24 protein-coding genes are annotated in these 21240 nt (G+C 48.7%); 1 reads left to right on the forward strand and 23 read right to left on the reverse strand.

All coding sequences use genetic code 11. The features are described 5' to 3' along the window. Positions 1–8: 8 nt before the first annotated feature. From V7D18_RS11280 to V7D18_RS11305, 6 genes are all read right to left on the reverse strand, one after another. Complete coding sequence (locus V7D18_RS11280) at positions 9–212, reverse strand: DUF6133 family protein (protein ID WP_426154441.1); 204 nt, start codon at positions 210–212, stop codon at positions 9–11. 170 nt (positions 213–382) lie between these two features. Further along, complete coding sequence (locus V7D18_RS11285; protein ID WP_426154442.1) at positions 383–742, reverse strand: Mbov_0395 family pilin-like conjugal transfer protein; 360 nt, start codon at positions 740–742, stop codon at positions 383–385. After that, positions 732–2996, reverse strand: a complete 2265-nt coding sequence (locus V7D18_RS11290; protein WP_426154378.1) for a VirD4-like conjugal transfer protein, CD1115 family — start codon at positions 2994–2996, stop codon at positions 732–734. Before V7D18_RS11290 ends, V7D18_RS11285 begins: the two co-directional genes overlap by 11 nt. After that, complete coding sequence (locus tag V7D18_RS11295) at positions 2993–3670, reverse strand: hypothetical protein (RefSeq protein WP_426154443.1); 678 nt, start codon at positions 3668–3670, stop codon at positions 2993–2995. Before V7D18_RS11295 ends, V7D18_RS11290 begins: the two co-directional genes overlap by 4 nt. Before the next feature lie 77 nt (positions 3671–3747). Beyond that, entirely contained in the window at positions 3748–4194 is a 447-nt protein-coding gene (locus tag V7D18_RS11300; RefSeq protein ID WP_426154379.1) for a hypothetical protein, read from the reverse strand. Between the two features lie 12 nt (positions 4195–4206). Further along, a complete protein-coding gene (locus V7D18_RS11305; protein WP_426154380.1) occupies positions 4207–5049 on the reverse strand; it encodes a hypothetical protein in 843 nt (280 codons plus the stop codon). A gap of 143 nt (positions 5050–5192) precedes the next feature. Here V7D18_RS11305 and V7D18_RS11310 point away from each other — a divergent pair, with 143 nt between their 5' ends. Beyond that, a complete protein-coding gene (locus V7D18_RS11310) occupies positions 5193–5501 on the forward strand; it encodes a helix-turn-helix domain-containing protein (protein ID WP_426154381.1) in 309 nt (102 codons plus the stop codon). 28 nt (positions 5502–5529) lie between these two features. On the opposite strand, the gene V7D18_RS11315 is transcribed toward V7D18_RS11310, so the two are convergent. From V7D18_RS11315 to V7D18_RS11395, 17 genes are all read right to left on the reverse strand, one after another. Further along, positions 5530–6213 (reverse strand): hypothetical protein, encoded by a 684-nt coding sequence (locus V7D18_RS11315; protein WP_426154382.1) that lies wholly within the window; start codon positions 6211–6213, stop codon positions 5530–5532. Positions 6214–6224: 11 nt separating this feature from the next. Beyond that, positions 6225–6896: a hypothetical protein gene (locus V7D18_RS11320; RefSeq protein WP_426154383.1), complete on the reverse strand. Its 672-nt coding sequence runs from the start codon at positions 6894–6896 to the stop codon at positions 6225–6227. A gap of 20 nt (positions 6897–6916) precedes the next feature. After that, positions 6917–8137 carry a MobP3 family relaxase gene (gene mobP3 / locus V7D18_RS11325; protein ID WP_426154444.1) on the reverse strand — a complete coding sequence of 407 codons (1221 nt, stop codon included), beginning with the start codon at positions 8135–8137 and terminating at the stop codon, positions 6917–6919. Positions 8138–8162: 25 nt separating this feature from the next. Beyond that, positions 8163–8657: a hypothetical protein gene (locus V7D18_RS11330; RefSeq protein ID WP_426154384.1), complete on the reverse strand. Its 495-nt coding sequence runs from the start codon at positions 8655–8657 to the stop codon at positions 8163–8165. A gap of 10 nt (positions 8658–8667) precedes the next feature. Continuing rightward, positions 8668–9162, reverse strand: a complete 495-nt coding sequence (locus V7D18_RS11335; RefSeq protein ID WP_426154385.1) for a hypothetical protein — start codon at positions 9160–9162, stop codon at positions 8668–8670. Positions 9163–9167: 5 nt separating this feature from the next. Beyond that, entirely contained in the window at positions 9168–9845 is a 678-nt protein-coding gene (locus tag V7D18_RS11340) for a hypothetical protein (protein WP_426154386.1), read from the reverse strand. Positions 9846–9875: 30 nt separating this feature from the next. Next, complete coding sequence (locus V7D18_RS11345; protein ID WP_426154387.1) at positions 9876–10916, reverse strand: DUF5688 family protein; 1041 nt, start codon at positions 10914–10916, stop codon at positions 9876–9878. A gap of 50 nt (positions 10917–10966) precedes the next feature. After that, positions 10967–11386 carry a hypothetical protein gene (locus V7D18_RS11350; RefSeq protein WP_426154388.1) on the reverse strand — a complete coding sequence of 140 codons (420 nt, stop codon included), beginning with the start codon at positions 11384–11386 and terminating at the stop codon, positions 10967–10969. Between the two features lie 15 nt (positions 11387–11401). Beyond that, positions 11402–11872 carry a hypothetical protein gene (locus tag V7D18_RS11355; RefSeq protein WP_426154389.1) on the reverse strand — a complete coding sequence of 157 codons (471 nt, stop codon included), beginning with the start codon at positions 11870–11872 and terminating at the stop codon, positions 11402–11404. Positions 11873–12211: 339 nt separating this feature from the next. After that, a complete protein-coding gene (locus V7D18_RS11360; protein WP_426154390.1) occupies positions 12212–13249 on the reverse strand; it encodes a DUF3991 domain-containing protein in 1038 nt (345 codons plus the stop codon). A gap of 43 nt (positions 13250–13292) precedes the next feature. Beyond that, on the reverse strand, positions 13293–13835 hold the full coding sequence (locus V7D18_RS11365; protein WP_426154391.1) for a hypothetical protein: 543 nt from the start codon (positions 13833–13835) through the stop codon (positions 13293–13295). Between the two features lie 13 nt (positions 13836–13848). After that, positions 13849–14535, reverse strand: a complete 687-nt coding sequence (locus V7D18_RS11370; RefSeq protein ID WP_426154392.1) for a DUF3846 domain-containing protein — start codon at positions 14533–14535, stop codon at positions 13849–13851. 73 nt (positions 14536–14608) lie between these two features. After that, complete coding sequence (locus tag V7D18_RS11375; RefSeq protein ID WP_426154393.1) at positions 14609–18748, reverse strand: hypothetical protein; 4140 nt, start codon at positions 18746–18748, stop codon at positions 14609–14611. Beyond that, a complete protein-coding gene (locus V7D18_RS11380) occupies positions 18745–19824 on the reverse strand; it encodes a hypothetical protein (protein WP_426154394.1) in 1080 nt (359 codons plus the stop codon). Before V7D18_RS11380 ends, V7D18_RS11375 begins: the two co-directional genes overlap by 4 nt. Then, the gene (locus V7D18_RS11385; protein ID WP_426154395.1) at positions 19800–20123 is read right to left on the reverse strand and encodes a hypothetical protein; all 324 of its coding nucleotides are present in this window, start codon (positions 20121–20123) and stop codon (positions 19800–19802) included. The genes V7D18_RS11380 and V7D18_RS11385 overlap by 25 nt, the downstream gene beginning before the upstream one ends. After that, positions 20113–20784: a hypothetical protein gene (locus V7D18_RS11390; RefSeq protein WP_426154396.1), complete on the reverse strand. Its 672-nt coding sequence runs from the start codon at positions 20782–20784 to the stop codon at positions 20113–20115. The genes V7D18_RS11385 and V7D18_RS11390 overlap by 11 nt, the downstream gene beginning before the upstream one ends. An 11-nt stretch (positions 20785–20795) precedes the next feature. After that, on the reverse strand, positions 20796–21236 hold the full coding sequence (locus V7D18_RS11395; protein WP_426154397.1) for a hypothetical protein: 441 nt from the start codon (positions 21234–21236) through the stop codon (positions 20796–20798). Between the last annotated feature and the right edge of the window lie 4 nt (positions 21237–21240).

Raw genomic sequence — 21240 nt, forward strand, 5'->3', positions numbered from 1 at the left:
TTTGCCTTTTAGCCCTTATAATTGAAAAGACTTTTAATACGCTCAGTCAGAGTCGGTAAGATCGTATCATTAAAAAGCATGTAAAGACCGGCAAGCAGCAGAGCGCCCACGACAACAGAAATTAAAATTTTCAGCGCCGTATCAACGAAGCCTTCACCGGACTGCTGGCAGAGGACTCTGCCGGTGTTCGCTTTCAACTGCTGGAACTTCATTTGTGTGTGGAACACGGCTGCTTTCGCTTTGCCCGCCATGCCCTGCGCCTTGGAAACAATTGTGTTCATAAGATTTTTCATAGTGTTTATTCTCCTTTTTAATCATGGATTTTTGGTTTCAACAGAAAAACCGCAGGGGGTTCCTGTGGCTTCATACAAGGGTTTCCAGCTTACTGATAGTAGCCGATAATGATGTTAAGGGTGGCGCTGCCCAGCACCGCGCCGATACAGGATACAATGGCAACCACAATACGGTTGTTCCATTTTTTCTGATCCATTTCGTCGGCCGCGCTTCTGCGAATACAGAAATAAATGATAAGCAGTCCCGCCACGACCGGAGCCAGCACCATGAGCCAAGTGGTGGCGTCCTGAATAAGCTTTTCCGTGCCTTTGGCAATCTGGCTGTTGCCGATACCACCAGCGGCGTAGGCAACCGTGCTGTTTTGGAGCATTAGAAAAGCGGTGAGCAATCCTGCGCCCACCGCCTTGCGTCTGGCCTTAATTGTTTTGGCCAAGTGTTTAATCGTCATCTTCACTCTTATTAGAACCTCCTTTCCGAAAGCCTTTTTCTGAAAAAATTGCGCCCATTTGCGAAGCGAAAGCCTGTGACTTCTGCTGGGCTTCTTTTAGCTGCAAATCCTTGGTATAGTACACCCAAATGTTCCACAGAGGAATATCGCCCTTCATCTCGGAGAGTACCGGGCGCGCTGCTTCTCTGGCTTCACGAACCTTGCGGTTATGCTCTTTTCCACCCAATCCACACATCTGATTAAAGTACCACTGTGATAAATCGGGAGCGTTCATCATGGCCGGATGGGAACGGCTGATGACGATCTGCGACGGACGCTGTATCCTGCGGATTTCGTCTGTGGTCAGAAGCTCCCTTGCCACAAGGCTGATGCTGTGGGAACTGGAGGGATTCACGTACCGCCCGTGCTGGCTGGATAGCTGATAAGCACTGGTGGTGTATTTGCCCAGCTTGTCGCACACATCCTGCAAGGTTTCCTTATCGTCCGCTTGCAGATAAATCCATGTCTGACAGTTGGATTTGACAATAGCCGCCGTTTCTTTATCGTACTTTTGGGTGAGCTGTTCAAAACTTTGCAGAAACAGGTTGAACCGCACCCCACGGCCGCCTGCCACCGTCAGTTTGTTGGTGAAATCGGTGAGCTTGGTAAAATTTCCAAACTCATCCAGCACAAAATTGACCCGGCGCTCCAACCTTCCGCCGCGCTGGTCGGACTGGCGCACCAAAAGCTCATAGAGCTGGGACACCATCAGGCTGGCGATAGGATAATAGGTGGTCTTTTCATCCGGCAGAATCATGAACAAGGCTTGTTTCTTGTGCCCGATTTCGGATATGTTGTAGTCGCTCTTATGTGTGACGGAGTAGACGGATCGGCTGGTGAACAACCGCAGGGTGGTCAGGGCAGAGGTGTCAAAGCTGCCCTTAGTACGGCTGGGGGCAACCTCGGCTATGGACATGAGCGCCCGTGCCGGATGGGAGCTTGGCAGTTTCTTCATGTACTCACTCATGGGCGTTTTTCCGCCTACAGTCTTGGACATTTCCGCGATAAACCAATACACGTTGGTCAGGTTCTGATACTCCGGCCGCTTTTTGTTGTCCACCACCACACAGAGAATTGCCGCTGCTATGGTGGATTTCTCGCCGTTCTCCCAAATCTTTTCGTTGGAAACATCATCTCCCACAAGAATATTGGTAATGTCCCACGCATACATTTCCGCCCGTTCCATGTTACCGGCATTTACTGCATCAATGACAGGCTGCAACAGGTTGTAACGGGTGCTTTTTTCTGGATTCTTAAAATCCAGACAGATGACCTCATAGCCCAGCTTTTTCAGAAATTCTGCGGTATAGTGAAACAGTTCCGCTTTTGGGTCGCTGATGACAAGGCTCTCCCCGGCAAGCCCCAGCAGACAGATGGATTGGATTACCAAGCACCGGGTCTTGCCTGAGCGTGTGGCGCCAATGGTCAGGGTATGGGTATCCTCCGAAATATAATAAAGCCGTTCCGGTGATTCTCCCAATTCCTTGCCGCCGATTCTATCCATTCCCACTACAATCCCACCCTCGGAAAATAGCTGATAGGGGTCGGCTTCTTTTTCATCTGATTCCTGTTCCGCCGAAGCAGAATCCGGCGTTTCCTTCGGTGGCTGGATAAACCCGGCAGCCGCAAGGTCATAATCTACCGTTTCAAAATCTTCATCCTGAACAAGACCCTCCTTTTCTTCTTGCTTTTCTATGGCAACGGGCGGCAGTCCTGCAGTTTCGTCCTGTACCGCCGTACTTTGCCCGGTGTCTGCCTGTACGTCCTTTTTCTTCTGCATGAACGGCAGATCAGAATATCCGGTGTCCAAAAGCTCCCGGATAAGCTCATTTTGGGAGCTGATTACCTGTGTGCCGAAAACCTTTCTTTTTTCGGTATCCCGCAGCCACCTGGCCGATCCGTGCTGATACTGTCCCACGGGGGCAGGCGTGTAAATATCCTCGGCTACCCGCACAAGCTCACTCTGATAAGGCCGGTTGTTCTGTACCCAAAAAAGCACACCGCACAGGCAGATAAAGCCCTCAAAGGATAAAAACAAAAGAGACTGCTGGCGCTGGGTGAAAAGCCCTGCGATACAGTCCCATAGAGGCAGCAAAGTAAGTGTGGAATACCGGCGCGACAGCAAGCCATGCAGAGCAGCGGTAAAAAACAGATTGAATATTGTACCGATGCCGAATATTACAGCGCTTAATATGAGCTTTTCCTTTTTCTTCATCGGCAAAGCTCCCCATCCTGTTCTGCGGCAGGCTGCATAGCGGCATCAAATTCTGGATAAGCCTGTCTAATACAGTCCATCATTTCAGACTTGGGAACGCCCCACACATCGCCGCGTCCTACCGCCATATAATCGCCGTCCACCGGATGCCTCAGATGAATGGTATCGCTGTGGATATAATCAGGCCGGCAGCCGGGGCCGTGGGTAACAAGCCAAATCTGATTGCGGGATGTCCTAAAATCCGCCTTTAGGTGTTCATGCCGAAGCACCACAAACTGTTTCTCATAATTACTGCGGCTGCTTTCCGGAACGCAGTCAAACTTGGACAAAAGCCGGTTTTCATCGGCGCTGACCGGGTATCCCTCCGGTTCAAGAGGGTTTGTGATATGGTAAGCCGGAATGCCGTGCTCCATGGCAAAGCTGATTTCGCCCCGCATACCTTCGCTGATTTTTTCACCCATAATCCAAAGCTCATCGGCTTTTTCAAGCAGGGCAAGACCAAGCTGCAAACCCTGTTCGCGCTGCTTCGGAACAGTGTCATTGCACCACTGGCTGAAAATGATATGAGGAGCAAGGGGCAGTACGCCTCTCTCCCCGGCAAGGCGGCAGTATTCCACCGCATTTTTTATATTGGTGTTGTAATCCCCTCGCAGGGGACTTGCGATATACACCATTTTCAAAACTTCTCACCTCCAAAAAAGAATGGGCGAAACCAGCTTCCCGGTATTCGCCCATCTTTTAATAAAACAAATCAATCGCTATGAAGTTCTTGCAAGAGTATGTTCTTTGCGGCTTCCTCAATAGAAGTGCCTTGGGTTTCTGCCAGTAAGTTAAGCCGCTCCCACTGCTCGTCCGTAAGTCGCATACTTATGTCTAATTCCTCTGCGTAATCCGGCGGTACATCTAATGAAGCAGCATTGTAAATCAATCCCGACATTCCAAAGGAGTAAACTCTCCAATTTTCCAAGGGAATACCGGAAACGGGATCAGTAGGTGCATTTATCAGACGATAGGTATCCCTGCCCACATGCTCCAGTTGAATCTCAGGCATATTAATAATATCATAGCGTTCCTGTAATGTACGCCTAATTATATTTTTCGGAGAATTGTACTGCTGGCTTACCACGATAAAGCAAATTAAAATTAGTAATATGCCTGCTAACTGCAAATTCTCTTTGTTCAGCTTCTTTTTAACCATCTCACATCTCCTTTAAGGCTCAAATCCAAAATCTTCCGCTTCCTCACCAAAGGTCAGGGGAATCAGGTTGCTTTTTATCTCGGTATCAGCGGAGTGATCCGGTTCCTGTGCCGCCCGGTCAAGCTGCTTTTGCAGAAAAAGGCATATGGGAGCTTCCATGGGAGGGATTTTCGCTTCCTCCTGCACCAGATCATTGTAATAGGAAAAGTAGACGCCGAAATTCTCATTCAAGGTGGCAAGCAGGCTGTCCTCCGATACGATTAAATTATCGACCTCATCATAGATTTGGCGCAATTCAAACAGAGGAATGGCGGCAGCGTTCAGATCATAGAACAGGTATTCCCCCTGCTTTCTTCCAAACGCTTCGGCTATATCCGACATAAAATTGTCGGCTACCGATTCATGTACGGCAAAATAGTCCTCACCCTCTGAATGGACAAAATAGATGCCGTTGCGTACCCGGTCAAGCTGTTCCGGGCAGTTCTTGTCCGCTTCAAAGGGCGGGGCGCACTCTCCGAAATAATCCGTAAGGCGCAGGCTGCCGTCACGCCTGATTTCCTGCATCATTTCAATGGCCTTGGTTTCCATACGCTTGCAGGCGGCGACACGGCGCTGAAGCATTTCATACATGGGAATGTCCTTGGTATCTTCACCATAGCAAAGCCAGTCACCGTCCTGCTCCGCCATGGAAATGGCTTTCTGTGAAAGGACCTGGCTTGCCTTGGACTTTGGAACCATAATGCCCTCACGCTCCAAACCGTTTTCATCTTTGGCAGCTATCAGGTAAATGTTCATGGCGATTTCAACAGCGGTGTTGATGTTTCCCCAAATCGATTCTCCGCTTGGGTGGTTCATAATATCACTCTCCAATCTTTAAGAATAAGGTCTTACCTGTACATAATACAACTATATATCCGTATTATCAACAAATATTGTTGTCTTATATTTTGTTGTATTATGCACCATAATAGTAAATAGTACAGGGAAGGAGGATTAAGATGGATTTACCAGTCAAATTTCGGACGCTCCGAATACAAAAGGATATCAGCGTCTACAAGCTGTCGAAGGATACAGACATATCGCAGAATTACATCCGCAAAATTGAAAAGGGAGAAAGCCAGCCGTCCGTCTTGGTGCTGGAAAAACTGCTTGCCCGCCTTGGCACTACGCTTGCTGAGTTTTTCAATGACAGTGAAAATGTGCTGTATCCCACAGCCTATGAACGAGAGCTTGTGGAAGCAGTCCGGTTATTAGAGGAAGAAAAAGCTTTAGCGGTGCTTCACATTGCGAAGCTAATGGTAAAGTAGCGACTGCCGCCCTTTTGCGGCAGTTTTTTTATTCCCGTTCAATGCCGCGCTCCATGCTGTTAAAGAGCCACGAAAAATCAAGGGCCTTTTCTTTTTTCTGCAATTCCGGGATAATATCTTCAATTTTATCCACCAACCGCTCCACGGAATTAAGATCATCCTGCGTCAGATCGCTGTCAATGGTACGCATCTTTACAAGACCCGCATGAATAATCTTCAAATCCGTTTCGGAAAACAGCCGTTTTTCATCAATCAGGCCGCTTCGGGTCGCAAAACTCTCAAAGGCGGCATCCTTGTTGTAAAAATACTGCCGCTGGATGGGATTTTTGTTTTCATCATTGCGATAGGTGCAAAGTACATACTCAAACAGCGGATGGTGCTTGCAGGCCAGCACCACGCCGTTATGCTCGTTAATTTTGCAGAGCTGGTTTGGCAGCTTTACGGCAGTTTCCTCGTCGTAAGGCTTATCCGAACAGATCCCGCAGGCTACCGCCGTAGTCTTGGCAAGGGTCTGAACCCTGTCCATCAGCTTATCCTGCACCTCCACAAAGGGGTTTTTCATGACCACGTCATTCTTGGTAAAAAAGGCGATCAGCTTATCCTTATGATAAATATCCGCCACATAATCAGGTGAGGTGGAGGGCTGGACAGTAAAGCCCTTCTTTTGCAGAGCCTCAAAATAGCTCTGATAAAACTCGGTTTTGCTTTTCATAGGATTCTCCTTTACATTTCATTCTGGAAATAGTGCCTTGGGGAAATTTCAGGCTGGGTCGGCAGGCTTCCTTCAATCCTTGCCATCAGCGCCCGGATACGGCTTTCGTTGCCGCTGTCCAGTTCGTTGTCCAGCATAACGCATCTTGCGCAGCAGGACATCAGCACACGAAGCTCGTCATGGGAAAAGGAAAGGGTTGGAGCCATTTTCAGACCGCTGCGCTCCATAAAGCTGTCCTGAGCCTGTGCCGGATCATAAAACAGCAGTTCCCGATAATATTTCCTGCTGTTGTGCTTTGGAAGTGCTTTCTGACAGGTGACAAACTCATAGCCGAACAGCCCGGTACGGCGGCAGAGCAGAACGGTTCCGGCACTTTCAAATACCTTGATGTAAGAGCCTCCTGTCAGCAAAACAGGCTCCATCCGCTCCATGTCCGCAAAGGGCGGCTGTGTACACCAGCCCAGCGAGGCACGGGATTCCTCTGCGGCCTGCTCCAAAATCCTCGCTTTGCCGCTTTCATATTTTTCAAAAATAAGCTCCCCGTCCTGTGTGACCACACAGAAAAGGGAGCTTTCGTCATATACCTCGGCGGCAATATCGCTTTCCATGATACGTTCCACCCGAAAGCCGTTATCAGTCAGCCGAGTGAAAAAATCGCCAAAAAAATCTTTTTTTGTTTTCAATCCATTTTCCTCCCTGATGATTAATGTTCATAGCCCTTATCCTGAAATTTCAAAAACAGTTCCTTTTTGGCTTCCTTAGATAAATCCCCATGGTGAAGTTTCAGCCAATCCTCAAAGCGCCGGTCATTGTCGCGGCTTATACCAGAGAGCATATCCAAGGCTTCCATCAGCATACGCTCGGCATAATAGGCGCGGCGGACGCTTTGGTATTCCTCACGGCGCAGTTCGGATTCCAATCGGTTCAGAGCCTTTACCATGCCTAAAATACGGTTTGCGATAATCTTATCCGCTTCCCCGGCAAAGCGTTCCCGCTGTTTTTCAAGATACTCCTCGCTGCCGCCATAAAGCAGAGCCATCTTCATTTTGCTGTCAATATAGCTTTCTTTCTGCTCCCTGAGAGCGGGAGTGCTTTTCAGAAGATAGATAACCAGTTCATCCACCTGTGTTTTGATTTCAGGGGGTAAAAGCTGATAGGCAATCCTGCCTGTGGGCGGCAGGGTCGCTTTGATCTTGAATACCCGGTCGGCGGTTTCATTCAAAATCTCATCATCAAAATCAAAGCTGCCGGAAAGCTCGCTGTCCTCGTCATAGTCCTCCCGCAGCCGCTTGTACTGGTTTTTATTAAGCCTCCGTAAATGCTGTTCAAATTCATCCACCAGCTCATTGCTGATATTGCGGAGTTCTGCGGCAGATTTGTTTTTCTGCTCCCCAAAGGCACGGATTTTATCGGCAAAGGTATCCTTAATGAGCTGTCTGCGGATAGCGTTTGGAACTGCCGGTGGGGTAAAGGGGTTTTTGACCTGTGACGAGGTATCCCAAAACACCACATGGATATGGGGGTGGTGCTTCTCCTTGTGAAGCGCACATGCCCACTGCAAATGCTCGCGCCGGATATTGTTTTTCTCGGCAATGGTCATAATGTGATTTTCAATATACCGCTGCCATGTTTTCTGATCCGTCAGGTTCAACTCGGCGGCCGTTTCCTCGTCAAAGGAAATCACGCTGCGGTACATGGTGATGTGTTTTTTGGAATTGGCATACACCAGCCTTGCCACATCACGCCAGTCCTCAAACTCTGTGATAGGGCCAGGCATGAGCTTACCGAACAGGCCGTGGCTCATGCCCTCGTTTTTGGCGACCCTTGGGCGAGTGGCGATATACCGTACATGAGCATAATTTTTACTGGCGGTGCTTTTATAGTTGGGATTCTTGAAACGCTGCTTATAAACTAAACTGGAAATAAGCCCTCACCTCCGTCCGAAAGGGCTATCGTTCCCAATCTCCATCCTCCGGCTGACTGTATTCCTCGTCCTCGGCGGCCTTACACGCAAGGGCATAGTTTTCCATGGTGGTGCGGTATCGTCTTGTTTCCTCCAGAATAAACTTCATGCCCTCCGCCATGCTGGGCGGCAGGGTTTCATAGGACTTGTAGAACGCATAGCGATTATACTGCTCCTGTGGTCTTGCACACAGCATATCCAAAAATCCCTCGTACCCAAAGGGGCAAACCCGGCTCACTTCCTGACATGCCAGATTCACACCTGATAGGGTATCGCTGTCCCGGAGCTTTGACAGAATCAGTTCGCCAACCGATTCATTTGCTGCCAATTTCACTTCAATTTGCTCCGTGCCGTGAGCCAAAAGCTCCGATGCGGGCGTGCGAATGCCAATACTGCCTAAATGCACCGCCAGCTCATAGGCTTTGCAGGGAAGCTCCACCACCAACGTACCGCGTTGATAACGGATTACTCCAGTAATCATAAGAATCACCTTACCTTTCCGAATCTGTGGCCTCGTCCAATGTTATATCCGCAGCCATAGTACGGGAAAGCTGTTCAAGTTGGCTGCAAATACGTTTAGTGTTTTGATAGTGGGAATCGTCCAAAGTCATTTTTGCCTTTCCGTCCTGCCTCTGCGAAAGCACCACCTGAACCTCTCCGGCAGCAATATAAAAGGCATTGCACACCAGTTCCATGTAAGGATAGCCCAGCCTTGAAATATCAAAGGGGGTTGCATTGCACTTGCTGTTCCATGAAAACAGGCTGTGGGCAATGTCCACCACCTGCCTAGTGCGCTCGTCAAAATCACGTGTTGCCCGTTTCAGACCGGTAAAGCTGATGCCGTCCACCGTAACATACCGGCTGGCCGTCTCCCACAATTCAGGGTCGTGGGATAACAAATAAAAGGCCGCATGATAAGAGGAATCAATGGTGTCTGTCCTCTTAGTCAATGCGGCCAGCTTCATATATCTGTCTGCTTGTGTCATGGGCTTTAATACTCCTGTTCTGCTTCGTAATAGAAGCTGATAAAATCGCTTTGAATAGGGTCAATGCCGTATTCTTCGTCCAGTTCTTCTGTGTACTGTTCGATAATGGTAAGTTCGTCCTCGTCAGGATACTCGCTTTCTCCGCGCCCTACAGAGTAAGTGTAAACGCTGGTATTGACATCCGATTCGGCGGCGTCCTCCATAAACTCCTGAAAATGGTCGCTTGATTCCAGACTGTCACGGTCGCAGATACCTGGCATCAGAAAGCAGGTATAGCCGAAATCAGTGCGGACCTCCACCATAGAGTAGGTTAGACTGCGACTGTTAAGCCCCAGCTTTTCAAGCTCCGCCTTGGCCTTTGCCCCGGTAAGTTCCTCGTAGACCACAGCCGCTTCGGGGAACTCCGCAAGGGAAACCGGCTCCGTAATCTGCATATCCTCATAGGTCTGCACAAAGCCAAAATTGAGCTTATTAAAATTCACTTCCTCATTTTTGAAATCCTTTTGAAAGCAATGCCACGCTTCCTCACCGGAAAAACCGCCGTATTCCATATCTCCGGCCTTAATTTTGGCGGCAAGCATAGCATGAAGCATGGTTTCGTCGGTGGTAACGCCTAAAATGCGCATACTGTCTGTGCCTGCCCATGCGTCGCAGGCAGAGAAAATATAAATATTAGATGGCATTCATAACCCTCCTGTCATTTTTAATCCAAGTTAAAGCTCATGCTCCATATCCCTCTCTGGCTTCAGACCGATATAGTTCGACGTTTGCTCCAACCTCTGTTTTAGTTCAGCCGTTTCCTCCTTCACAGTAGCCATGGAAAGGGTATGTTCCTTCCCGTCATAGTAATAGACTTCATCTGACAAGCGATCTTCTATTGGTACAGCCTCCTGATTTACACCCATGACCATGGCCTGCAGCTCCGCTGCATTCAGTTCTCCGTTATCTTTCATCAAAAGCAATTCATGGATACTGCTGGGCAGGATAAAAAAGCTGGACTGTATATTATCAGATAGCTGCTGTAACACCTCTGGATACAGCAAGGTAGCAGCCCCGAACATTTTATCTGGATTGGTGAGTACATATTGCTCATACGGCTCCATTTTACAGGTTTCCGGCTTTTCCCACTTTACTTGATTCTGAAAAATAGGAAGCTCAAGCAGCTCTCTCATCATGGAGCTTAATGTTGTAAGTTGTGCCGGATTTTCCCTTATGGTATTGGCAAGGGCATCCTGATACACTGTTTCCAAATCCATCCCCCACGATGCCATCAGCTCATTCGTCACCCTTATGGTGGCCGTTCCTCGCTCATCGGTTTGAAGGGGAATTCTAAAAACAGCCGCTAAATCCGTGTCAGCAATTCCTTTGCCGGGAACCTTCTCCAGCAGGGCTTGATTCATGACTTGATTGACCAACTGAACCATAATCCGGTCTTTTATCTGCTCGTAATCCAACACGTTCTCAGGCAGATTTTCAAAAGGCCGGACTGTACTCTGAAAATAAGTAGACGATATTGCCATTAAAATTTCAGATAAGCTGACGCCGTTTTCATACAGCTCAAAATACCCGTTGAGATAAATTTGAGGAACCACCTTATCCTGCTCACGCCGTATGACCAGTCCATCCATCTCCTGATCATTGGTTTTCACGATATGGTTCAATTCCACCTTTGCATCCTGATAGCGTTCCGGAAAGTAGTCCTTAATCTGCTTACACACCTGTTCCAAAAATTCCGGATAATTCAATAAATTCATAAAATACTCCTTTCCTGTCTGCCGGGCGCAGACAAGTACATCATTATTTGTTACTCGAGAACCGCGCTCTTATCTTCGGCAAGGTAATATGCCATAAATTCCGCTACCAGCATAAGCCGCTTGGTCTGGCGCTCGCTAGCTTCTACGGTCTTAGGAGCTTCCAGCAGCCGTTCCAGCCCATACCTCCGCCCAAACGCAAGCTGGGTTTCCCTTGAAATCCCCGTCAGATAAGTAATCGCCGCAACATATTCACCTCGGAAATCCCGCAGCCGCAGGGATTCTGCGATTTCATGCAGGGCTTTTAGTCTGCGGTCGATTTCACAGGTTAAATGCAGGCGGTAGGGCTTTTCTATCAGTGCCTGAAAGCCGCCTGCGTCAATATATTCCCCCATCAGTTTCCGGTGGATGTTCCCCACCGGGAGAATTTTGTACAGCAGTTCTTCTAACTGCCCTGTATCCTTTTCTATCATCTGCGCTCCTTTCCGTCACAGCTTATCGGCAAATCGGCGCAGATTGTCCGTGTCCTGCAAAAAGCTGTTGATCTGAAAATCCTTTTTCTGCATATAGTCCACGCCCAGCGTGACGGCCTCATTCAGCATTTGGTCAAACTGATCCTCCGTACCCTCATGGGCTATGTTCATCAAAACCTTAATGAGCAGAAAAAAAGCAGCGGCGTCCACCTTGCCAGACTTCATGTGCATTTTGGCAATGCGGTTGGTTTGCTGCTCCACAATAGCTTTGATATCCTCAAGATGATAGATTGCCATAAACTCCTGCCGGATAATCCTTGCGATAAAATCAATGTCCTGACTATATCCCTCCACAGATAGCCCTTTCTCCACAAACTGGCGGACCAACTCCGAGGTCGTGGTACTGTTCTTGGCAGCAAGGGTATCCAGTGTTTTTAAGGTTTCCGGTGAAAAATTAATAGAGCGTTTCAAGCTCTTTTCGGGCATAAACAGCCTCCTTTCCATGGTGTTCCATTGGGAACCCCGCGATATAATGGAGAACCCCGTTACAGGCTTTGCCTGTAAGCTGTTTTCTTGGTGGGTGGAACCCGCCTATTCCTGCCTTAACTCCAAAATCTTAGATTTTGGCATTAAGTAGTCCCCACCGGCAAGCGGTGGGGGCATTGGTCGCTTCGCTCCCTGAAAAAGCGAAAAAAGAAGTATGGCACCGGCATCAGTAATGTTCCATGAACAAGGTCGCAGTCCTGCATACCTTAGTTCCATGGGCAACTGCCAATACGACTAAAATAACAACGGTGGCGACTGCACCGCCAATCAATAATACTTTCATCGAATTTCCTCCATTTCATTTTCCCTTTGAGAATAGCTCATCTCTGCCGCCAACAGTTCCAAAAAAGTAGTCAAATCCTTGTTGAAATCTTTGGTATTCGGCGTCTGAATAAATGTGGTATAGCCTAAATCGGCAAATATCTCTGAGGAAATTTCCGCACGGACCTGCCCATGATTATGGGGAGTACCGTCAGGAAGCTGTCCGTCCACATCGTTATCGTAGCAGAACACGATTTCGTCAATTTCCGGGTGGCGTTCCAAATAGCGATACAAAGCCTTATCCGACAGACAGCCTTCTGCTACCCTATGATCTTCCTGCCAGTCAATGCCGTTCAGCTTGCAGAGGGTTGCATGGCTCATGGCGTCGATGGGCGCCTCAAACTCAAAGACACGGTTAGAATGACCCTCCATACAAAATCCATAGGTCTTGTCTGAATTTTCTACATCCTGTCGAAAGCTGCTGTTTTCGCTGGGGGCGCGTAAAGCACAGTACCTTGGTCTGTTATTCTCATCAAAGCCAACGAAAGCACAATTTTGAAATGTATATCCGCTTTTTTCCGTCACCGCCTGATACACCTTGCCTTGATTTATCAAGGCATAGACAATCTCCTTATCAATGCCACGGGTTTGGGTCAGATAGGCAATGGTACGATTATAGTTTGTGGCTTTCGGCGGCAGTATAAGATCGCCTCTCGGCTTTTTTTCGGTTGGTGGCACATAATGTTCCGTCTGCTCATAAGCCCGGCAGCCTAAAATCATTTCAACCGCCGATTTGAAATCCTTTGCGCCCATATATTCCTGCACAAAGGTAATAATATTCCGCTTTTGCCCACTTGTGGTCTGCTCACTAAAGCACTTATAGCCACGGCCATGCTTAAACAGATATAATCCGCCGCTGTGTTTGACATGAACGGTGTTTGCATCACCTTTTTCAATCTCAAAGCCGTTCTGTACGGCAAAATCAATGATATTCGTGTCAAAGACCTGTTTCATCTGTTCTTCGGTAAATGGCATGGGCCTTGACTGTTTTCTCAATCTCACTCACCTCCATCATAAAACCGCCCTGCAAGCAGGACGGTCAGCGTTCCATATCCATATCCTTATTTTCTTCAAACAAAAGCTCCGCCGTATGCTCCTGAAAGGTTTTCAACATCTCCCTGATGCCCTCCGGCAGTCTACTCTTGGAGATATGAATATCACCGGCAATATCCGCTGTGTAGCAGTAGTCATAGGGCAAATACCTTGCGGGGATTTCCCCGGCAAGAGCTTTGGGTAAATCGTTATGCCCCTGTGAAACTACGCCATATTTACAGAGAAATTCCGTCTGACAGTGTTCACCGGAGGATGACAGGTCTATGCCCAGCAGAGCAAGGGCGATTTCTCCGGTTTTCTTCCCCTGTATCACGCCGGGAACCACGGCATAGTCCTCTTGTATATCGCCATGGCCGCAAACAAGCCGGGTATCCCCATACTGCTCCAGCATAGCCGTGTGCAGACGGTTCAAAATGCCTTTTGCATACTCTTTTTCTGCCGTTTGATAAGAGCGGTCAAGTTCATTGTAATCAATGAATGGCAGAATATATGCATTGATATAGTCAATGTATTGATCCAATTTACTCATAAATTTCTCCTGTTTATCGTTCCATTTCATCGTTACCGCCCAAAAACCCCAGCATACGCAGAACATCTTCCATATCATTGCTGGCAGGCGGCATCACTTTGATCTCATATTCGAAATGATGGGCTTCCTCGTCGGTGTACTGTTCCGGCTCCTGAAACCGTTCCGTGTAGTATTGGAGCTGCTTATCATTCAGCGAAATATCATTACCCTCTCCATCATCAGCACAAATGAAAAAGGTGCCACAGATAATATCACCGTGATCCATACGGCGGTTTCCGGGCAGGCCGTTCAGCTTGCCCTCGTCATTGCAATATAGGTGGCAATCCGGCTCCGGCAGCGCAACAAATTCGATACAACCGTCCACAAGCTTCTGCATTGCCCGGTAGTCATTCTCTATCTGCTTGGCATAGGGCGTTTTTCCCGGCTCCACCACCAACACCCGGATTTGATTTTCCTCCTGCTCCTTCTTTTGCTCGGCTTGAATGATATGAAACCGATCTTCGTTTGGAATAAGAGAAAGGGTTCTCCCATTATCCCAGCTCATTCCGAGCTGGCCGGCGTCATCCACATATTGAACAGTCCCCTTGAGTCCCACCGGCATATCTCGCTCGTTATCCATGCCGTCCAGTTCAATTCTTGTTCCGGGCGGGTATTTCTTCTTAATTTGCTCCACCTGATAAGGCTTCAAAAATCCTTGCATTTTGTCCTCCTTTTCCAACAAAAAAATTGGGGGCATCACCATTATCGGTGATGCCCCCAAGCGCTTTAATCACTTATTCAAAGAAAAATTCCACGCTATATGTGATATTTGACTTATTATACATACAGGTATGGGGCGTGTAGTAATACATTTCCAGCTTGGTATAGATGCCGGGCTGCAACGTGCCATACATATAAACCCCATTATAACTGTAAACCCGTGCAGGGTTTCCATCCGTAGCAGCAAAGGATGATCCGATTGAAGAATCGAAGGACACGGTTGGCAACTGCTCCCATCTTCCGGTTAAACGGTTGTAGCCTCTCACTTGGCCGTAATCATAGCTTGCGCTGTGTCCGCTGACAGCCGGAACCGTAAATGTCCATGAGGTTATGGTTGCACCATCTACGCCATCTTCAATAATCGTCGATTCCGGGCCGGTTAAGGTCATACCCCCGCCACGATTGGGATCAGCGACAAAAAAGATAATTGCCGCCCACGAAGACTCAGCACCTGTACTGTCTACCGCTTTGACACGAACAGTATTTTTTCCAAGGGGATAGGTCTGCGTTTCCGCATTCCGCCCTTCCCAAACATAAGTAATGGCGTCACCATCGGGATCGGTAGAAGCCGCTCTGATGGTAACTGCTGTTCCGGGCGCTACGCTGTTACCGCTTGGCGTTCTGGTAATCACCGGCGTTGTCGGCGCGGAGTTGGAAATCGTAAAGGTTGTTTGCACCCACTCCGACACGCCTCCATAATTATCCTTGGCTCTCACTTGTACGGTATGTGTGCCTGACGGATAATAATTATCGGCGGTCTTATTCTGATATTCATAGGTAATGACATCTCCATCAGGGTCTGTACTGTTGACAGAAATATTTACCAAGAATTTACCGCTTTTCACAGTCCTTGTTACGCTGGCAGTAATCGTCGGCTTGGAAGGGGCAGCATTTGAAACGGTGAAGGTGACAGCCGTCCAGTCAGATACGCCGTCAAACCCATCTTTTACGCGAACCTTAACCGTATGCGTACCAAGGGCATAGTAGTTATCCGAAGCCCTGCCATCAAATTCATAGGTAATCGGATCGCCGTCCGGGTCGGTGCTGGCGGCAGTCAGGTTTACAAGGAATTTTCCGTTCGAGTATGTTCTTGTGACATTGGCTGTTAGTGTCGGCTTGGTGGGGGCAGTATTGGTAACTGAGATATTCTGAGCGGCAGTAAAAACCCTGTCCAGCTCATCTGTTATCGTTGCGGTGAGCGTATAACTGCCGGATACATCGACGTGTACCGTACCGCCGTTGTTAGCCAAACCGCCCTTGAAGAACTCGGAAATGGCTGCCGAATTGCCGTCCTTAGTCAGCGACCAAGCGATGGATTTACCGTTCAGCTTTACATCGCTGCCCATATTTACGGCAAAGCTCTGCCCTGTATGAATGGTGCTGGGCATGGAGAAATTGCAGTTATACAGGGGATAGATGCTGATTTTCCCACTGTAACTGAACACTCTGCCCAGCGCATCGGTCATGGATGCGGTCAGGCGGTATTCACCAACCTCCGGGAAACGGATTTTGCCGCCCTGTGTGTTCAGGGTGCCGCTGACTGCCTGATCCAATGGGATAATCTCGCCATTCTTCATCAGCGTCCATTCCACCGGCAGCACGTTATTGTTGCCCCTTGTACGCAAATCAATCTGCGTATCTGTGTAGCCGTTAGCAGGTAATTCAAAGGATAGGGAAAGCACAGGCAGGACTTCCACTTTTCCGCTGTTAAAGAAGAATACCCGTCCTGTCGGGTCAGTCACACGGGCCTGTAAGTCATAGACCCCGGCACGCTTGAAACGAATAGAGCCGCCATTGTTGGTTAGCTTACCGTCTACATAGGTATCCCAATCCTGAAAACCATAAGTATTGTCTACATACCATACCGCTGTTAAGCCCTCCATGTCGGTCAGAACTGTGTTTACCGACAGGACATCATCTGTGTGAACGGCTCCCGCAAGGTCAAAAGTGATGTTCGGAACGGGATAGACCGTGATATTTTTGCTGTCGGTGAAAGTGCGTCCGGCTTCATCGGTGACAGAAGCGGTAACAGTGTAATATCCCTTGTCCGTAAAGTTGATGGTGCCGCCCTCATTGTCAAGGGTATTTTCAGCGGTTACGGGAATATTGCTTTTGCTCATGCTCCAAGACACCGGAAGTGTCCCGGCGTTCGTCAGCTTGACAGAAGCCGCAGCCGTGCGGTCGGTATGGGTTTCCTTTGCCAACTCCATGGACACGGTGATAACTGGATAGACCGTAACCGGAGCCGTGTAGGTAAAACTGCGGCCTGTATTGTCCGTAACCATGGCGGTCAGTTCATAGCTGCCCACTTCCTTGAAGCGGATTTTACCGCCGTTATCATCAAGCGTACCCTCAAAACCATCTGCCAGCAGGATTGTTTTTCCGTCCTTTTTCAAGCTCCAAACAGCGTTTAGTCCGTCGGCTTCCTTGAAAGAGGTTTTCACCTCAACCGTGGTATCCGTATGGGTCTTTTCAGGCAGATAAAAGCCGGTTTCTGCAACGGGATATACCACGATATTGTCCTCATGGGTGTAGGTGCGCCCGGTTTCGTCCGTCAGCGTCACTTTGAGAAGATAGCTGCCTTTTTTCGTAAAGCGGACAGAACCGCCCTCATTGGTCAGCAGCCCCTCCAGCACACCGGAAAGCGATATGCTCTCCCCATTGTAAACAACCGTCCATTCCGCTTTCATTTCCTGTATTTCGCTGGAAGTAACCGATACCGTGACGGCCTGATCGGTGTGAGCGGTTTCCGGCAGGGTAAAGGAAAATGCCGCCACCGGGTACACCTTGATTTCTTCTGCGACGGTGAACACTCTGCCGGATTTGTCGGTAACAGCAGCAGTCAGCGCATACACACCTTTTTCACGGAAACGAACACTGCCGCCCACGTTATGCAGCATTCCCTCGGCACAATCAGAAAGCGCCGCTTCCTGCCCGTCCTTGGTAACACTCCAATTTACCGAAAGCTCGCCCAACTCCTTGGTTTCTGCGGTAATAACTGCGGGAGTGTCCGTATGAGCGGTTTCCGGCAATTGCAGGCTGAGTTCCACAACAGGCAGCACCTCAATCTCAGCCTTGCCTGAAAACTCCTGGCTGGTTTCATCAAAGGCGGTGGCTTTCAAGGTGTATTTCCCTTTGTCTTTTAACTGAATGGAGCCGCCTGCATTAGTAAGTGTACCGGTGACGGTATCTGCCCAGCTTACCTCATTCCCATCCTGGTAAATATGCCAGTTAAGCTGCTGTTTTACATTTTTCGAGAGAGTAGTGCTGACGGTAAACGCCTGATCGGTATGGGCATACTGCTCTGCGGTTACGGCAATTCCAAACACCGGATATATGGTGATGGCTTTGGTAAAGGTATAAGTGCGGCCTCCATAATTCTTGGCCGTGGCGGTTATGGTATAGTTTCCGGGTGATGAAATTGTGATCTTACCGCCATTTTTATCCAGAGTACCTTTTAAGAAATCGCTTTGCTTGGCATCACCGCCGTCCTGTGATACTGTCCATTCCAACGATTTTACATTGCGCAAGGACGTTTTAACCTCAAATTCCGTACCGGCATGGCTGTATTCCGGGGTGATAATCTCTACCACCGCGGCGGGGTAGCTGACATGACCACCGCCGGAACCGCCGCTGCCGGAGCCGCTGTCATCATCATCAGAACGGTCAGGCTTGGTGGGTTTGACTGGCTCTGTCGGTTTTACCGGTTTGGTGGGTTCTGTGGGCTTCACCGGAACCGTGGGGGTCGGCGTAGGCTGTACAGGCTTCACCGGCACAGTAGGATCAGCCGGTTTGGGTGTTGGCGTTACTGGTTTGGGTGTGGTAGTAGATGGCTTGGTGGGCTTTGATGGTTTTTTATTGTCTTGTCCGTCCTGTATCTCGGTTGATTTGCCAGCCTCCGGTTTTTCATTGGAATCAGAAGAATCCGAGGGGGTATCCGATTCATTGCTGCCCTCTCTGTCTTTTGGGATGGTCACAGTTTTATCATCAGGAACTGCGCTTGGATGATTGGGTTCGTCCGTGATTGCCGGACGGCCATCGGACTGCCGGAGCTGCATGGAGCAGCTCCCAATACCCGCAATTAAAATAAGAAGGGCGATTATGGATAGCACCACAACCGCCCGTTTAGTTTGAGGGTTCATTTTTTTCTTCATAGCAAATCCTCCCGATTATATTCATTTTCTTGTTCAGGGGCATAGCCCTGTTCTTCCTGCGGTAGCATACATTCCACTTTATGAATGATTTTATCAAGCAGATGGCTGCGGTCAGGGTCATTTTCCATTCCGGCCTGCACCGCCAAAGCACAGATTTCCCGCATTTCCTCCGTTGTAAAAAGTGGGGTGCAGTCCTGTTTGAAATACTGCAAAGTAGAGCGTTCTTCTACGGTCATTCCGAATAATGCACCTTTGAAATGGCGTTTCTGATAGTCCTCCCGCCCATGAATCAGCTCCTTAGAGTTATCCGGGTAAAGGGCATAACAGGAAAGACCGTTTGTTACCGCTTTTTCTGCATCCAGTGGGCCGGTCAGCATTAAATCATCGGCGGTATACCCATAATCATGGAGCCGGTCATGTTCCAGCCGTTTGGCATAAGTATCAACATCCATGGGTTCGGCGGCCTCCCAAAACAGACCATGTGCAAGGGCAGCGGCACGGGACAACTCATAGGGATCTGCCACAAGAAAAGATACACGCTGCACGGTTCCGTACCGCTGGGCAATGGATTGAAAGTTCTGGTCGTATTCTTGGTAAGAAAAGGTGCGTACATCATTAGGGTGTTTAAATACGATTTCCACCGCAGACGGTTCAAAGGAGTGGGTGCAGAGATAGTCCAAATGCTTTTGATAATCCAGCTCCACAATATCGCCCATAACCGTTTCATCCCGCATACCCTTCAGATCAATCCAAAAGGTTTTAACATGCTCACTTTTGTTTCCGGCACCGTAAAAGTTCCATGTGTTGTGCTGACTGGTTCTGCGGGTATAGACCTCCGATTCCGTAAAGCACCATGTTCCTCCGCTGCGGCTCATCCAGAAAAAGCGCCGTTCGGCATTGCGGTCTGCGGCAGCTTCCCGCAGCTTCTCCGCATCATATCGAAAATCCGACTGGTAATAGTCCGTGTTCTGCTCCATAATTTTTTTCAGGGTTTCCAGTACATCCACGTTCAGAAAACTGGCATTGTTTCGCAGGGCATAGCCCTGTCCTTTCAACTCGTCCCGCAGTTCTGCCATAATATCCTCACGCCTCCCCCGGACAGAGCTGCCGTTATACCGCATTCTGTCCGCAAAATTCTCGCCCATATCCACAGAAAACAGCTGTAGGCCATGCTGTGAGGAAAGACAAAGTGGCAGATGGATTCCGGCTGTTCCTCACCGGAGGGCACCGCTTCAAAAATATCACGCAGATTGCCTTCTGATAAAGGGGCATTTTGCCGGATTTCATGGATTTTTTCACGGGGCAGGGTGAGCGTCCATAAGGAGTAATCGTCCGGACCGAATTTGGTCAGGGTGTTAATCTGGCTATATTCCATGTTCATCCTCCTGTTCCTGTGCGGCTTCCTGTGCGATACTCTTCTGGGGCAGATTGCTTTCTAGCTTTTCTACAACGGTATGCAATTCCTGTTCGCTCTCAAAGGTCAGGTCATCGTCATGCCGCCCGCGAAATACGCAGGAGACATATAAGACCGTCATTTCTTCCGCTGAGAAAAGCTGGTTTTCGTCAAGCAGGCCGGAGCGCACGGTATAATCTTTGAGCGCCCCCTGATAATTGGTTTCAAAGTAGTGTCCGAAAGTCACACCGCTGCGGTCATAATCATACTGCCATGTGACAAAGCGGATTTCATTGTCCTTGGACCGCTTGGCAGCAAGAAGATGATTGCCAAACTCCGAGATTAGGCGAAAATCCCGGACACCCTCACAATCCAGCGGCTTTGCGTTCAAATACAGGTCATTGCGTTCCTTTAAATCCAATAGCAGACTGTGAAGCTCATTCCGTTCTTCTACAAAAGGGCTGTCCCGCCAGAAACGCATAGCGCCGGTCTTTTCAAACCGGCAGATTTCCTCCTGTCCTTTATAAGCGGTGAGCATGACTTTGGGATCGTGTTCATCCGCTTCTTTGTGGATGGAGTAGCCCATAGCAGCTGCCTTTTTCACAAAAAGCTCCGCAAGTTCCGAGGTAATGTCGTGCTTCAAAAAAACACCTCCTATCTATCCATTTCTTCTGAATCTACTTCAACAGGTTCATTTTCCATCTCCAGCAGGCTTTTTCGGAATGCCGGAAAGTCCTCATCTGTAATGCCGTAATCGCGCCAAGCGTTCCAATCAGGGAGCGGGGGCGCATCCTCCATGGTCAGTTCAGAGTAATCCGTTATAGCCACTACTTCCGGTATATCACGTTCGCCCATCTGCATAGGGGCAAGAACGGGAATAAGCTGTGTGGCCAGATAGGTCTGGTCGTAACACTTGTCAATGAAGCCCAGACGGGTATTCAAAAGAAAATGACCATCCAAGGTTTCCATGGTGATTTTCGGAGCAAAGGGATATTTCGCAATAAAGGCAGCTATGTTTTCTGCATTAGCTTTGATACAAAGCTGTACATCCTCATTCAGCCCCTGTGTGTAAACTGCTAAGTATTTCTGATTCATACAT

Source organism: Lacrimispora sp. 38-1, assembly GCF_049890855.1.
Classification (GTDB): domain Bacteria; phylum Bacillota; class Clostridia; order Lachnospirales; family Lachnospiraceae; genus Lacrimispora.